The sequence below is a fragment of the Listeria immobilis genome (assembly GCF_014322845.1).
Taxonomy (GTDB): domain Bacteria; phylum Bacillota; class Bacilli; order Lactobacillales; family Listeriaceae; genus Listeria; species Listeria immobilis.
In genome coordinates this window covers 16114-30749 of the sequence record NZ_JAASUA010000005.1, presented here as the reverse complement: position 1 = coordinate 30749, position 14636 = coordinate 16114, and the positions used below count along the sequence as shown (strand labels likewise).

Below are 14636 nucleotides of genomic sequence, written 5' to 3'. Positions count from 1 at the left end.
AAAAAATGCACCGACATGATTGTCGCTGCACTTGATTTCTCCTTCAATTAAACGCGTTCCACTTTACCAGATTTAAGCGCACGAGCAGATACCCAAACTTTTTTAGGTTTGCCGTTAACCAGAATCCGTACTTTTTGCAAATTAGCTTTCCAAGTACGTTTGCTGGAGTTCATTGCATGGGAACGTTTGTTACCGGAACGTGATTTGCGGCCTGTAATAACACATTCTTTAGCCATAGTTTACCCCTCCTTACAGAGCTCTTCGGATAATTTATTTAATATAATCTATCCATTTGTTTTTCATACACTAGAATAATTTATCATAAACAACTACACTTTGCAAGAGGATAAGCGAAAATAGTGCAAAGAATTTTTACTTGACAGTATAAAGTTAGCTTTCACCAGTCAAATTTGTGATATGCTTTCCAAAGCGCTGTGATTATAGTAAAATAGGTAAGGAATACGTAATTGACAAACAAAACAATAATAAAAATAATTGAATGAAAATATAATCCGCAGGGAGGAATAAGGAATGGCAATCGAAATCGACACAAAGCTTGGCAAAATTGATATTACTAGTGATGTAATTGCAACGATAGCTGGCGGCGCTGCTGAAGAAAATTTTGGCATAGTTGGAATGGCAAGCAGACATCAGATTCGTGATGGTTTAACAGATATACTCAGAAGAGAAAACTATACAAAAGGTGTTATTGTAAGACAAGAAGAAGCAGGTATTCATATCGATATGTATATCATTGTTAGCTTTGGAACTAAAATTTCTGAAGTAGCTCATAACGTACAAGAGCGCGTGAAATACACATTAGAAAAAACGCTCGGTATTACAGTGGAATCAGTGAATATTTATGTTCAAGGTGTCCGAGTAATCAAGGAATCATAAGGAGGATTATGTAAGTGAGTATATATCAGTTAGACTCAGAGAAATTTGCAGCAATGATAGCGCTTGGAGCAGAGAATTTAGCGAAAAATGCTGATTTTGTCGATTCATTAAACGTTTTCCCGGTTCCAGATGGTGACACGGGAACAAATATGAATTTATCCATGACAAGCGGTGCAGAAGAAGTCGCAAAAAATGACAAAGAAACAATAAGTGCAGTTGGTGCTAATCTTGCAAAAGGATTGCTAATGGGTGCAAGAGGGAATTCTGGAGTTATTTTATCGCAACTTTTCCGAGGCTTTTCAAAAGCAATTGAAAATAAAGAAACGCTCAATGCAGAAGAATTCGCAGCAGCCTTTGTAAGAGGGGTTGAAACAGCCTATAAAGCAGTTATGAAACCAGTAGAAGGAACAATTCTAACGGTTGCTCGTGAAGCCGCTAAAGCAGGAGTACAAGCTGCTAGTGAACATCAAGACATCGAATTAGTAATGGAAGCCATTTTAAAACAAGGAAAAGTAGCCTTAGCAAAAACACCTGACTTACTGCCTGTTTTAAAAGAAGTTGGCGTAGTTGATAGTGGAGGCCAAGGTCTAATCATTATTTATGAAGGATTTTATGGTGTTTTAACTGGCAAAATGGCTGAAGCACCAGATTATATGGCATCAATGGGAGAATTAATCAACGCTGAACATCACCGTCACGTACAAGATTTTATGTCTACGGAAGATATTCATTTTGGTTATTGTACAGAAATCATTGTAAAAATTAATGAAAATAAACCAGGATTAAAACCTTTTGATGAAGAACAATTTCGTCAAGATTTAAGTGAACTAGGAGATTCATTACTAGTTGCTGCTGATGATGAAGTTGTGAAAGTTCATGTCCACGTTGAACATCCAGGAGAAGTATTGAATTATGGTCAACAATACGGCAGCCTGCTCAAAATGAAAGTAGAAAATATGCGTGAACAACATAGCGAAATTATTAGTGATGAAAAAGAAGTCACAAAAGAAAAAGCGCCTTATGGTATTGTAACGGTTTCAGCTGGCGAAGGAATGAAAAAACTTTTTGAAAGCATGGGAGTTTCCGTTGTCCTTTCTGGTGGTCAAACAATGAATCCTAGTACAGAAGATATTGTTAAAGCAATTGAATTAGCAAATGCTGAGCAAGTTTTTGTACTTCCAAATAATAAAAACATCCAAATGGCAGCTGAACAGGCATCGCAGCTTTTAGGCGAAAGCATCGTACAAATCATCCCAACTAAAACGATTCCGCAAGGGTTAACTGCAGTACTGACATTCCAACCGGAGCAAGATTTTACGACCAACGCTAATGCAATGAAAGCCGCAATAGAAGAAGTTGCTAGCGGTCAAGTAACAACCGCAGTACGTGATACAACAGTCGAAGGTATCGAAATTAAAAAAGACAGCTTTATTGGTATGGTTGAAGGTAAAATAAAAGTGAGCTGTGAAACATTAGATGAAGCAGCATACAAAACATTAGAGAAATTGCTAGATGACGACAGTGAGATTGTAACTATTATCTTTGGTGAAGATACTGATTTAGCTGCTACAGAGAAACTAACTGACAAAATAACAGAAGCATATCCCGATTTAGAAGTAGAAATTCATGAGGGAAATCAACCAGTTTATCCATATATCTTCGCAGTAGAATAGTTCCAAGTGCGTTAGATGAATAGCAGAAAGGATGATTTTAGTGAAATTTAATAGCGTGTTTGATATTATTGGTCCAGTGATGATCGGTCCGTCAAGCTCTCATACTGCTGGAGCTAGCAGGATTGGCGCCATTGCACGAGCTGTTTTTAATGAACAACCATCCCAAGTAGATATTCATTTATATGGTTCTTTTGCCAAAACATATAAAGGTCACGGAACAGATGTGGCGCTTATTGGAGGCCTTCTTGGTTTTGAACCAGATGATCCGCGTATGAAAGAATCACCTGAAATTGCAGAAGAATGGGGAATACGCATTCAGTTTATTGAAGAAGTGGAAGAGCCCCCTCATCCAAACACAGTCAAATTAGTCCTAAAACATGGTATGCAACAAATGACTTTAATTGGAGCATCAATTGGTGGAGGAAAAGTAGAAATTATCCGCTTAAATGAATTTGAATTAGAATTTACTGGAACTTCTCCAGCTATCCTAATTTTACATCAAGACAAATTTGGGGCAATTGCTGCAGTATCTTCTGTCATTGCAGATCATAAAATTAATATTGGACAGATGAAAGTATCACGTAAAATCAAAGGCGACGAAGCTTTAATGGTAATCGAGGTAGATCAGCAAGTGGAGCAAGATTTAATTACAAAAATTGCTGAATTACCTGGGATTTACCAAGTGGCAAGTGTCATGATTTAATACGCTTAATCGTATCCAAAGTAAATCGGTGGCTTTCACCAGATTTGTGTAAGCCAAATGTACGTCGACAAAAACGTGCATTTGGCTTTATTTTGAGTTGTAAATCAGGTATGTTGGTAATGAGTAAAGAAAGTGAGTGTGTAGAGACTATGTTTAGAACAGTTGCAGAACTAGTAGATATTGCTGAACGCGAGAATCTAACTATTGCTGAAATAATGATTAAACGTGAAATGAATATTTCGGGTTTGCCGCAGGAGGAAATTATTGCTGCAATGGAACGAAATTTAGATATTATGGAAGAGGCAATCAAAGAAGGAGAAGCAGGTGTGACTTCAACTACTGGCCTAACTGGTGGAGATGCAGTTTTAATGCAGGATTATATCAAAAAAGGTAACTTCTTATCTGGGGAAGTTTTACTAGATTCTGTTGCTAAAGCTATTGCAACCAATGAAGTAAATGCTTCAATGGGAGTAATTTGTGCGACACCAACTGCAGGAAGCGCTGGAGTCGTACCCGGTGTGTTATTTTCTTTAAAAGATAGACTACAAATGACACGACAAGATATGGTTAATTTTTTATTTACGGCTGGCGCTTTCGGCTATGTTGTTGCGAATAATGCTTTTATTAGTGGGGCAGCAGGTGGTTGTCAGGCAGAAATAGGCTCAGCAAGTGCAATGGCATCTGCCGCAATTGTAGCAGCTGCAGGAGGCACTCCAGAAGAATCAGCTCATGCTATGGCAATGACCATGAAAAATATGCTTGGACTCGTATGTGATCCGGTAGCAGGACTTGTCGAAGTACCCTGCGTAAAACGAAATGCACTTGGATCTTCGCAAGCGATAATTTCTGCAGATATGGCATTAGCAGGAATAAAAAGTCGCATTCCCTGTGATGAAGTCATTGAAGCAATGCACCGTGTAGGTCTACAAATGCCAAGCTCATTAAGAGAAACGGCAGAAGGAGGATTGGCGGCTACACCGACTGGACGTGCGATTCAGCGGAAAATATTTGGCTTGTCGCCAGAAGATACGAGTGAGTGAACTTAAAAGAATTCCAACAACTGAAATCAAAGGTATTGGCGAAGAAACAGCTAAAACATTAAAAGAATTAGGTTTATCAACAGTTCATGATTTGTTATGGAATTTTCCTTATCGCTATGAGGACTACCGGTTGCGGGATTTATCACTTGTAGCCCACGAAGAACGGATTACTATTCAAGGAGAAGTGCTAACAGAAGCTACAGTCGCATTCTACGGTCGAAAAAAATCCAAACTTTCTTTTCGTGTGTCTACAGAAGGGCAAGTTATTAAAATTGATTTTTTTAATCAGCCCTATTTAAAAAATAAAATTAACGTTGGCGAAACAGTCACAATTTCAGGCAAATGGGATAAAGGCAGGGCGCAAATCACCGCAAGCAAAGTGAAAATAGGTGTCGCTGAAAAAGAAGAAGAATTAGAAGGAATATATAGGCTAAAAGGGACACTGCGAAACAAAACAATGCAAAAATACACCCGTGCGGCATTTGATACTTATAGCAGCTCGGTTGAAGAAGTTATCCCAGCCAATCTGCTAGAAAAGTATCAATTAATGGACCGACTAGAAGCAGTTCGTGTATTACACTTTCCAAAAAATAATGACGAACTAAAACAAGCTCGGCGCCGAATGGTTTACGAGGAATTCTTGCTATTTCAATTAAAGATGCAATTTTTCCGGAAAATAGAACGTGAAAAATCAGGTGGAATTTCGATTAACTATGATGTAGAAGATTTGCGTCATTACATTGATTCACTGCCTTTTGCCCTGACCCAAGCACAAAAACGAGTTGTCAATGAAATCTGCGGAGACATGTTATCCCATTTTCATATGAACCGTTTGCTTCAAGGAGATGTTGGTTCGGGTAAAACCGTTGTTGCATCAATTGCCATGTATGCTGCAGCAAAAAGTGGTTTTCAAAGTGCCTTAATGGTGCCAACTGAAATTTTAGCAGAACAACATGCCAATTCTTTAGTAGAACTTTTACAACCATTTGATGTAACAGTAGGCTTACTTACAAGTAGTGTCAAAGGGAAACGACGTAAAGAGTTACTTGCAATGCTTGAAAATGGCTCAGTAGATGTTTTAATTGGCACCCATGCCCTAATTCAAGATGAAGTTATTTATCATCGACTAGGATTAGTTATTACTGATGAACAGCATCGATTTGGTGTAGCGCAGCGTCGTATTCTGCGGGAAAAAGGGGAATATCCAGATGTGCTATTTATGACTGCAACTCCAATACCGAGAACACTTGCAATCACAGCCTTTGGAGAAATGGATGTATCAATTATTGATGAGCTTCCAGCAGGGCGAAAAGAAATCGAAACCTATTGGGTCAAACATCAAATGTTAGAGCGCGTTATCGGTTTTATGGAAAAAGAAATTGATAAAGGTCATCAAGTCTATATCATCTGTCCACTAATTGAAGAATCTGAAAAGCTTGATGTGCAAAATGCGATAGATGTTTTTAATATTCTCCAAAATAAGTGGGGAACGAAATATCGACCAGGTTTAATGCACGGGAAATTACTTCCAGCAGACAAAGAACAAATTATGCGTGACTTCAATGATAAAAAAATCGACTGTTTAGTTTCAACTACCGTTGTGGAAGTGGGAGTCAATGTGCCCAATGCGACAATGATGGTTATCTATGATGCGGATCGTTTTGGGTTAGCGCAGTTACATCAACTTCGCGGTAGAGTAGGGCGAGGCGCAGATCAATCATACTGTATCCTCATCGCAGATCCAAAAACAGAAGTTGGTAAAGAACGAATGATGATTATGTCAGAAACAAATGATGGTTTTGTTGTCAGTGAACGTGATTTAGAACTTCGCGGCCCAGGAGATTTCTTCGGTAGAAAACAAAGCGGTGTTCCCGAGTTTAAAGTAGCGGATATGGTTCACGATTATCGTGTACTCGAAATTGCTCGCCAAGACGCAGTTCATATGATTTTTGAAGAAAATATGCTGGAAAATAACTATTACGAAAAATTAGTGACCCTACTGGAAGAAGAAGGCGTCTTTACAGAGCAAAAACTAGATTAAACGGAAGTAATATCTTTTAAAAAGCTTGCAACTTCGCTTAATTTTTAATAACATATTAAAGTACCAATAAAATAACACGGAAGTTCTGAAGGTTATCCGGCAGAGGTAGCTTCCTTTTTTTAACCAGTGTTTAGTAGCTGGTATTAATACCTTTCACAAAAAAGAGATGAGGAACATGCATGAAAAAATATTCTAAAAAGGATAGACAACTAAAACTTCAAGTTGTAATTGAGGAGAATCCGTTTATTACCGATGAGCAACTTGCTGAAAAGTTTGGAGTCAGTGTGCAAACCATTCGACTAGACCGAGTTGCGCTTTCGATTCCAGAACTTAGGGAACGAATTAAACATGTTGCAAGTGTCAATTATGCCGATGCCGTTAAAAGTCTTCCTATCGATGAAGTGATTGGTGAAATTATTGATATTCAACTTAGCAAGAGTGCTATTTCTATTTTTGATGTGCGAAGTGAGCATGTTTTTAAACGAAATAAGATTGCTCGGGGCCATCACTTATTTGCCCAAGCTAATTCCTTGGCAACTGCAGTCATCCCAAATGATCTTGCTTTAACAACACAAGCCACCGTTCGTTTTGTTCGCTCTGTAAATGAAGGTGAACGCATCATTGCAAAAGCAAAAGTACGTCTCGCAACAGATAACAGACCGATTACTATAGTGGATGTAACCAGTTATGTTGGAGATGAAATTGTTCTAAAAGGTAAATTTGAAATGTATCATGCAACGCAAAAATGAAAAAAAGGACTGACGTATTATGAAAATTGCTGTAGATGCGATGGGTGGAGATCATGCACCAAAAGAAATTGTTTTAGGCGTTATGAAAGCTATTGCCCAATATAAAGATATCGAAATTCTTCTTTTTGGAGACGAAACTAAAATAAATGAATATTTAACAGATAAAACACGTATAAAAATTATACATACCGATGAAAAAATTGAAAGTGATGATGAACCAGTTCGCGCTGTAAAACGGAAGAAAAAAGCATCCATGGTTTTAGCAGCACAAGCCGTTAAAGACGGGGAAGCAGATGCATGTATCTCTGCTGGTAATACAGGTGCGCTAATGTCAACCGGATTATTCGTTATTGGACGAATTAAAGGAATTGATCGCCCAGCACTTGCGCCAACTTTACCTACAGTTACTGGAAAAGGATTTGTAATGTTAGATTTAGGCGCCAATGCAGAAGCAAAACCAGAACATTTACTGCAATTTGGCTTAATGGGTTCTGTTTATGCAGAAAAAGTCCGTAAAATTGATCGCCCACGTGTGGCACTTTTGAATATCGGAACAGAAGAAACAAAAGGAAACGACTTAACAAAAAAATCATTTGAGCTTATGAAAAACCAACAAGCATATGAATTTATTGGTAATATTGAAGCACGTGACTTATTAATGGACGTAGCAGATGTAGTCGTAACAGATGGCTTCACTGGTAATATGGTACTTAAATCTATTGAAGGAACAGGCGCGGCTTTCCTAAGCATGTTAAAAATGAGCTTGCTAAATGGCTTTAAAAATAAAGTAGCAGCAAGTTTTCTAAAAAAAGATTTAATGGAACTAAAAGCAAAAATGGACTACAGCGAGTATGGTGGCGCTTGTCTGTTTGGAGTGCAGGCACCTGTAGTAAAAGCACACGGTTCATCTAATGCAAATGGTATTTTTACAACCATTCGGCAAGTAAGAGAAATGGTAGAAAAACAAGTCGTTGAAACAATTAAAGCAGAAGTAGATAAAGGAAATTTAGGAGGACAAGAAGCAAATGACTAAAATCGCATTCGTATTTCCCGGTCAAGGAGCACAAAAAATTGGTATGGGGCAAGATGTAGCAGCAGCGTATCCCGAAGCAAAAAAAGTTTATGATGATGCAGATGCAAGACTTGGTTTTTCAATTACCAATGTTATCGCAGAAGGACCAATCGAATCATTAACGAAATCTGAAAATGCACAACCAGCCTTGGTTTCCACAAGTGTAGCGATTTTACGTGCGCTTGAAACATATGGTGTAAAAGCTGATTTTGTTGCTGGACACAGCCTTGGGGAGTATAGTGCACTAGTTGCTGGTGGGTTTTTAGAAGCAAGTGATGCTATTTACCTCGTTCGTAAACGCGGAGAATTAATGGAAGCAGCAGTACCAAACGGCAAAGGAGCAATGGCAGCCGTTCTTGGTGTTGATCGTGAAACATTAAAAGTAATCACGGATGAAGTAACTGCGGCAGGTGATGCGGTTCAATTAGCAAATCTAAACTGTCCAGGACAAATTGTTATTTCGGGAACAACAGAAGGCGTTGAAAAAGCTGGCGAAAAAGCAAAAGAAAATGGTGCGAAACGCGTGTTACCACTTGCAGTTAGTGGTCCTTTCCATTCAAGCTTAATGGAACCAGCTGCAGAAAATTTCCGTGAAGTTTTAACTGAAGTAGCCATTTCTGATGGAAAGATACCAGTTGTGAACAATGTGGACGCCAAACAAACAATCAATAAAGCTGAAATTAGCGAAAAACTAATTAAACAAATCTATTCTCCAGTATTATGGGAAGACATTGTGGAAGAATTAATTAAAAATGGTGTAGATACTTTTGTAGAGATTGGTTCTGGAAAAGTATTAGCAGGTTTAATCAAAAAAATTAATCGTGATGTAACAGTGCTGTCCGCTGGTGATGTGGAATCAGTGAAAAGTGTTGCCGCAACTTTGAAAGGAGAATGATTGATGACATTACAAGGAAAAGTAGCTGTAGTAACAGGTGGTTCGCGTGGAATCGGTCGCGATATCGCTATCAACCTTGCCAAAGAAGGAGCTAATATTTTCTTCAATTATAACGGTAGCCCAGAAGCTGCAGAAGAAACTGCTAAATTAGTTGCTGAACATGGTGTCGAAGTAGAAGCGATGAAAGCAAATGTAGCAATTGCAGAAGATGTAGACGCATTTTTTAAACAAGCTATTGAGCGCTTCGGTCGTGTAGACATTTTAGTGAATAATGCGGGGGTTACTCGTGATAATTTATTAATGCGCATGAAAGAAGATGAATGGGATGATGTGATTAATATTAACCTAAAAGGAACATTCCTATGTACTAAAGCAGTAACACGAACCATGATGAAACAACGTGCAGGTAAAATTATTAATATGGCATCAGTAGTAGGTTTAATTGGTAACGCGGGGCAAGCAAATTATGTAGCAAGTAAAGCAGGCGTTATTGGCTTAACAAAAACAACTGCTCGGGAATTAGCTCCACGTGGCATTAATGTCAATGCGATTGCACCTGGCTTTATTACCACTGAAATGACCGATAAATTAGATGAACAAACGAAAGAAACTATGCTAGCACAAATTCCACTTGGTCAGTACGGAACAACAGAAGACATTGCTAATGCAGTTATTTTCTTAGCAAGTGATGCCTCCAAGTATATTACCGGACAAACACTATCTGTTGATGGCGGAATGGTAATGTAAAATGGGATAAACCATGCGAAGAAACTATGCTCGCATGACTTTAAATATTTTTGTTTACGTAGGAGAAATAATCCTATATAATACTTGGAGGGAGGTGAAGTGAAAAATGGCAGAAGTATTAGAAAAAGTTACAAAAATCATCGTAGACCGTTTAGGCGTCGAGGAATCCAAAGTAACTTTAGAAGCTTCCTTCAAAGACGATCTAGGTGCAGACTCTCTAGATGTAGTTGAATTAGTAATGGAACTTGAAGACGAGTTCGGAGTTGAAATCTCTGATGACGACGCTGCGAACATTAACTCAGTTGGTGATGCAGTGAAGTACATAGAGGAAAACGCATAAAACTTTATGTGACCGGATAAATGAGGGTGCCCGTGTTACTTATCTTCGCTGTGGTAACTTCCGCAAGTGGGATAAGCAATATAGGCAGCCTCTTTTTCAAGGTTGTGCCATTCGTTGGTTCATTTTCTAAGCAGCTGTTTGTAAGTAGCTGTTTAGAAAATGAACTTGCTTATTAAGAAAGGAGCAAGTGAAATGAATAAATGGGAAGAATTACAAGAAAGTGTTGGCTTTGATTTTCAAAATTTGGAGTTATTAAAACAAGCATTCACACATTCCTCGTATGTAAATGAGCATCGCCGGGAAAATGTAAAAGATAATGAACGTTTAGAGTTTCTAGGAGATGCTGTCTTAGAACTAACTGTATCGAACTATCTATTTAATAAATATCCAGATATGGCGGAGGGGCATATGACGAAAATGCGTGCAGCCATCGTTTGTGAGCCTTCATTAGTTGAGTTTGCAGAAATCGTTCATTTTTCCAAATATATTCGTCTTGGTAAAGGAGAAGAAAAAGCAGGTGGTAGAACCAGACCAGCACTTTTAGCAGATGTATTTGAGTCTTTTATTGGCGCACTTTATTTAGATAATGGTATCGATAAAGTAGTGAAATTTCTAGAGCGAATTATTTTTCCGAAAATTGATTCAGGGGCATATTTGGAAACGGTGGATTATAAAACACAATTACAAGAAATTGTTCAACGTGACCGAGATGTTTTAATTGAATATGACATCCTCGGAGAAACAGGTCCAGCACATAGTAAAGCCTTTGATGCGCAAGTAATTGTTAATGGACAAGTGCTTGGTAAAGGCAGTGGCAGAACAAAAAAACAAGCAGAACAAAATGCGGCACAATTTGCGATAAATCAACTGACACACAGATAATAAACTAAATGGAGGTGTCCGGACATGTTATTAAAACGATTAGAAATGAATGGCTTTAAATCCTTTGCTGACAAAGTTGCGATAGATTTCGTGCCCGGCATGACTGCAGTTGTAGGGCCAAATGGCAGTGGTAAAAGTAATATTACCGAAGCGATTCGTTGGGTACTTGGTGAACAGTCTGCTAAGTCTTTACGTGGTGGTCGAATGGGCGACGTTATATTTGCTGGAAGTGATACTCGTAAGCCGATTAATTTTGCAGAAGTATCATTAATACTTGAAAACGAAGACCATTTTTTACCACTTGATTATAGTGAAGTTGCTGTTACACGAAGAATTTATCGTAATGGCGATAGCGAGTTTTTAATAAATAAAGAAAATTGTCGACTAAAAGATATTGTCGATTTATTTATGGATTCCGGACTTGGAAGGGAATCTTTCTCAATAATTTCACAAGGGAAAATTGATGAAATTCTAAATAGTAAACCAGAAGAACGCCGCTCGATTTTTGAAGAAGCTGCTGGCGTATTAAAATACAAACACCGTAAAAAACAAGCGGAAAATAAATTATTTGAAACCGAAGAAAATTTAAACCGGGTGCAGGATATTTTATATGAATTAGAAGGACAATTAGAGCCACTAGAAATGCAAGCTTCTATTGCAAAAGATTACTTATTTCAACAAGAAGAATTAGAAAAATACGAAGTGACATTGCTTGCAACAGAAATCCATTCGCTAACAGAAAAATTAGCAGGAGTCCGGAATGAATTCGGTGAAAACCAAACAATTTTAATCAAATTGCGGGAAGAGTTGCATAGTGAAGAGGCAATTATTGCACAAGAGAAGCAATCGCTAAGTGAAACAGATATTACACTAGAGGCTTTGCAAGAACAATTATTAGCAGAAACAGAAAAACTCGAGCAACTTGAGGGTGAACGTAATTTACATCTAGAACGTAAAAAGCATAGCTCTGAAAATGAACAAGTCTACGAAGAAACTTTAGCAGCCATCACAGAAAAAATTACCGCACTTGAAGAACAAAAAGAACTGCTAAGCAATACAAAACGAGAAAAAGAAACCGCATTAGAAATTGCCGTTAAAGCAAAAAAAGAATTGGAAGAAACGCTTGCTAAATATGATGATTTATCCGAAGAAGCAATTGAAAATCGGAAAAGTGATTATATTGAGTTGCGCCATACACAAACGACTATTAACAATGATTTAGGCTATATTGAGCGTCAAATCGCACAAATTACAAGCCGAATTGATAAATTAGATCTCGAAAATAGCCAGCACGTGGATGAAAGAAAAGATATGCTTGCCCAAATCGAATCATCTAAAAAACACTTGGCAAAAATGCAAGCTGAACTAACAGAACAAATGGAAATTTACCGAGAAGTTCAGCAAACCTTGGCCAAACAAGAAGCCGTTTTCCAGACGCAAGAACGCGGACTTTATAAGCACTACGAAACAGTACAACAAATGAAGTCACGAAAAGAAACATTGGAAGAACTAGCGGATGATTATGCGGGATTTTTTCAAGGCGTTCGTGAAGTATTAAAGGCGAAAAAAGAAATTCCAGGAATTCTTGGCGCCCTTGTTGAACTTGTTGAAATTCCAGCAAAGTATCAGCAAGCGATGGAAACAGCGCTTGGAGCAAGTGCACAGAATGTGGTCGTTGAAGATGATCGAGTTGCTAGAGAAGCAATTAGCTTTTTAAAGAAAAATAAAAGTGGTCGGGCAACTTTTTTACCACTATCAACGATTCAACCAAGAGAACTTCCAGCTGCGACTAAAAATGCATTAGTAAATCAGCCAGCATTTATTGCTCTTGCAAGCGAAGTGATTTCGTTTGATGAGAAAGTAACTCTAGTGATTTTAAATGCACTTGGAACAACGATTTTAGCAAAAGATCTAAAAGGTGCAAACACACTTGCTCGCTTAGTAAACTTTAGGTATCGAATTGTTACCCTTGATGGAGATGTTGTCAACGCTGGTGGTTCGATGACAGGTGGCGCTACCAAAGGCGGAAAATCGTCTATCCTAACAAGGAAACATGAACTAGGCCAGCTAGCTGAAAAAATTTCCGAATTAAATGAAGCAACAAGAGAAATGGAAAAAGCTGTTCAAGTAGCAAAAGATAGTATGACAAAAAAACGTGAAGAATTGGAAGAAACAAGAGTTATCGGTGAAAATTTACGTTTGCAAGAAAAAGAACTGCTTGGCAAACTTGACCGTGAAACCGAGAACCTAGAAAGATTTAATAAACAATTACAGTTATACGATATTGAAAAAGAAGACGGTAGTGATGAACTACAGAAATTGCTTTCAAGAAAAGAAGCCTTAATCAACGAACAAGGTGAAATCGCTAAACAGATTAAAACAACAGATGAAGAAATCCAAACAATGACTTCTTCCAGTAAAGCACTGGAAAGCAAACGTTCTGCTGATTTAGAAAGTTTATCTTCCTTAAAAGCACAAATTGCTGCTAAACGGGAACAATTACAATCAGCTATTGAAGCCGTAGAACGTGTGACAACAACACTACATGAAAACTACGAGCAAAAAGAAGCCGCAGAACAAAAGCTAACATCCTTAAAATCCAATCTTTCTAGTGTGCATACAAGCGAAGAAACAGTTGGTAAATCTATTGAAGAATTACGTAAAGAAAAAGCAGAGACAAATGAAAAATTACTAACAGCAAGACAAACTCGCGTAGAGCTTCAAGAAAAAATCGAAATACTTGAAGCTGCACTAACACAAAAAAATAATCAAATAAGCTTTTATGTAGAACAAAAAAATAATGCTGAAATTAGTATTGGACGTTTAGAAGTAGATATTACTAACCGGATTGAACGATTACAAGAAGCATATCTACTTACCCCTGAACAAGCTGAAGAGAAAATCTTACCAGATGTTGACACAGATAAAGCCCGTTCCAAAGTTCGGTTATTAAAACGTTCCATAGATGAACTTGGTGTTGTAAATATTGGGGCAATTGAAGAATTTGAACGTATTCAAGAACGCTTTGATTTTCTAACTGGTCAACAAGAAGACTTACTTGCTGCCAAAGAAACATTATTTAAAGTAATGGATGAAATGGATGAAGAAATGAAAATCCGTTTTAGCGAGAGCTTTGATGCTATAAAAACCGAATTTGCGATTGTTTTCCCTGAACTGTTTGGTGGAGGAAGCGCGGAATTAGTTTTACTTGATCCAGAAAATCTGTTAACAACCGGGATTGATATTGTTGTTCAACCCCCGGGCAAAAAATTGCAAAACCTATCGCTCCGTTCTGGTGGAGAGCGAGCCCTTACTGCGATTGCGTTATTATTTGCGATTATCCGTGTTCGTCCAGTACCATTTTGTATTCTCGATGAAGTAGAAGCAGCACTAGACGAAGCTAATGTTACTCGTTTTAGTCGTTATTTAAAACAATTTGAAGCGGATACCCAGTTTATTGTAATTACACATCGCAAAGGCACCATGGAAGAAGCAGATGTCCTTTATGGCGTTACCATGCAAGAATCCGGTGTATCCAAGTTAGTTTCTGTTCGTTTAGAAGAAACAGCAGAGTTAATTAAATAAAAGGAGTAGAAA

13 protein-coding genes are annotated in these 14636 nt (G+C 37.9%); 12 read left to right on the top strand and 1 reads right to left on the bottom strand.

Annotation, left to right across the window (positions count from 1 at the left end):
• Nucleotides 1–47: 47 nt before the first annotated feature.
• Nucleotides 48–236, bottom strand: coding sequence for a 50S ribosomal protein L28 (gene rpmB / locus HCJ45_RS07885; RefSeq protein WP_003720131.1), 189 nt, complete (start codon nt 234–236; stop codon nt 48–50).
• A 295-nt stretch (nt 237–531) separates the two neighbouring features.
• On the opposite strand from rpmB, the gene HCJ45_RS07880 reads away from it, so the two are divergent.
• From HCJ45_RS07880 to smc, 12 genes are all read left to right on the top strand, one after another.
• Nucleotides 532–897, top strand: coding sequence for an Asp23/Gls24 family envelope stress response protein (locus HCJ45_RS07880; RefSeq protein WP_185345076.1), 366 nt, complete (start codon nt 532–534; stop codon nt 895–897).
• A 14-nt stretch (nt 898–911) separates the two neighbouring features.
• Nucleotides 912–2570 carry a DAK2 domain-containing protein gene (locus HCJ45_RS07875; RefSeq protein ID WP_187124441.1) on the top strand — a complete coding sequence of 553 codons (1659 nt, stop codon included), beginning with the start codon at nt 912–914 and terminating at the stop codon, nt 2568–2570.
• Nucleotides 2571–2610: 40 nt separating this feature from the next.
• A complete protein-coding gene (sdaAB, locus tag HCJ45_RS07870; RefSeq protein WP_187124440.1) occupies nt 2611–3273 on the top strand; it encodes an L-serine ammonia-lyase, iron-sulfur-dependent subunit beta in 663 nt (220 codons plus the stop codon).
• A gap of 149 nt (nt 3274–3422) precedes the next feature.
• Complete coding sequence (gene sdaAA, locus HCJ45_RS07865) at nt 3423–4313, top strand: L-serine ammonia-lyase, iron-sulfur-dependent, subunit alpha (protein WP_187124545.1); 891 nt, start codon at nt 3423–3425, stop codon at nt 4311–4313.
• Nucleotides 4306–6354 (top strand): ATP-dependent DNA helicase RecG, encoded by a 2049-nt coding sequence (gene recG, locus HCJ45_RS07860; protein WP_187124439.1) that lies wholly within the window; start codon nt 4306–4308, stop codon nt 6352–6354. Before sdaAA ends, recG begins: the two co-directional genes overlap by 8 nt.
• 179 nt (nt 6355–6533) lie before the next feature.
• Nucleotides 6534–7103: a transcription factor FapR gene (fapR, locus tag HCJ45_RS07855; protein ID WP_187124438.1), complete on the top strand. Its 570-nt coding sequence runs from the start codon at nt 6534–6536 to the stop codon at nt 7101–7103.
• A gap of 19 nt (nt 7104–7122) precedes the next feature.
• Nucleotides 7123–8136, top strand: coding sequence for a phosphate acyltransferase PlsX (gene plsX, locus HCJ45_RS07850; RefSeq protein WP_185380757.1), 1014 nt, complete (start codon nt 7123–7125; stop codon nt 8134–8136).
• Nucleotides 8129–9070 (top strand): ACP S-malonyltransferase, encoded by a 942-nt coding sequence (fabD, locus tag HCJ45_RS07845; protein ID WP_187124437.1) that lies wholly within the window; start codon nt 8129–8131, stop codon nt 9068–9070. Before plsX ends, fabD begins: the two co-directional genes overlap by 8 nt.
• A 3-nt stretch (nt 9071–9073) precedes the next feature.
• Nucleotides 9074–9817, top strand: coding sequence for a 3-oxoacyl-[acyl-carrier-protein] reductase (gene fabG / locus HCJ45_RS07840; RefSeq protein ID WP_185345062.1), 744 nt, complete (start codon nt 9074–9076; stop codon nt 9815–9817).
• Nucleotides 9818–9923: 106 nt separating this feature from the next.
• A complete protein-coding gene (locus tag HCJ45_RS07835; RefSeq protein ID WP_012985953.1) occupies nt 9924–10157 on the top strand; it encodes an acyl carrier protein in 234 nt (77 codons plus the stop codon).
• 192 nt (nt 10158–10349) lie between these two features.
• Nucleotides 10350–11039 carry a ribonuclease III gene (rnc, locus tag HCJ45_RS07830; protein ID WP_187124436.1) on the top strand — a complete coding sequence of 230 codons (690 nt, stop codon included), beginning with the start codon at nt 10350–10352 and terminating at the stop codon, nt 11037–11039.
• Nucleotides 11040–11063: 24 nt separating this feature from the next.
• Nucleotides 11064–14624 carry a chromosome segregation protein SMC gene (gene smc / locus HCJ45_RS07825; RefSeq protein WP_187124435.1) on the top strand — a complete coding sequence of 1187 codons (3561 nt, stop codon included), beginning with the start codon at nt 11064–11066 and terminating at the stop codon, nt 14622–14624.
• Nucleotides 14625–14636: the final 12 nt, after the last annotated feature.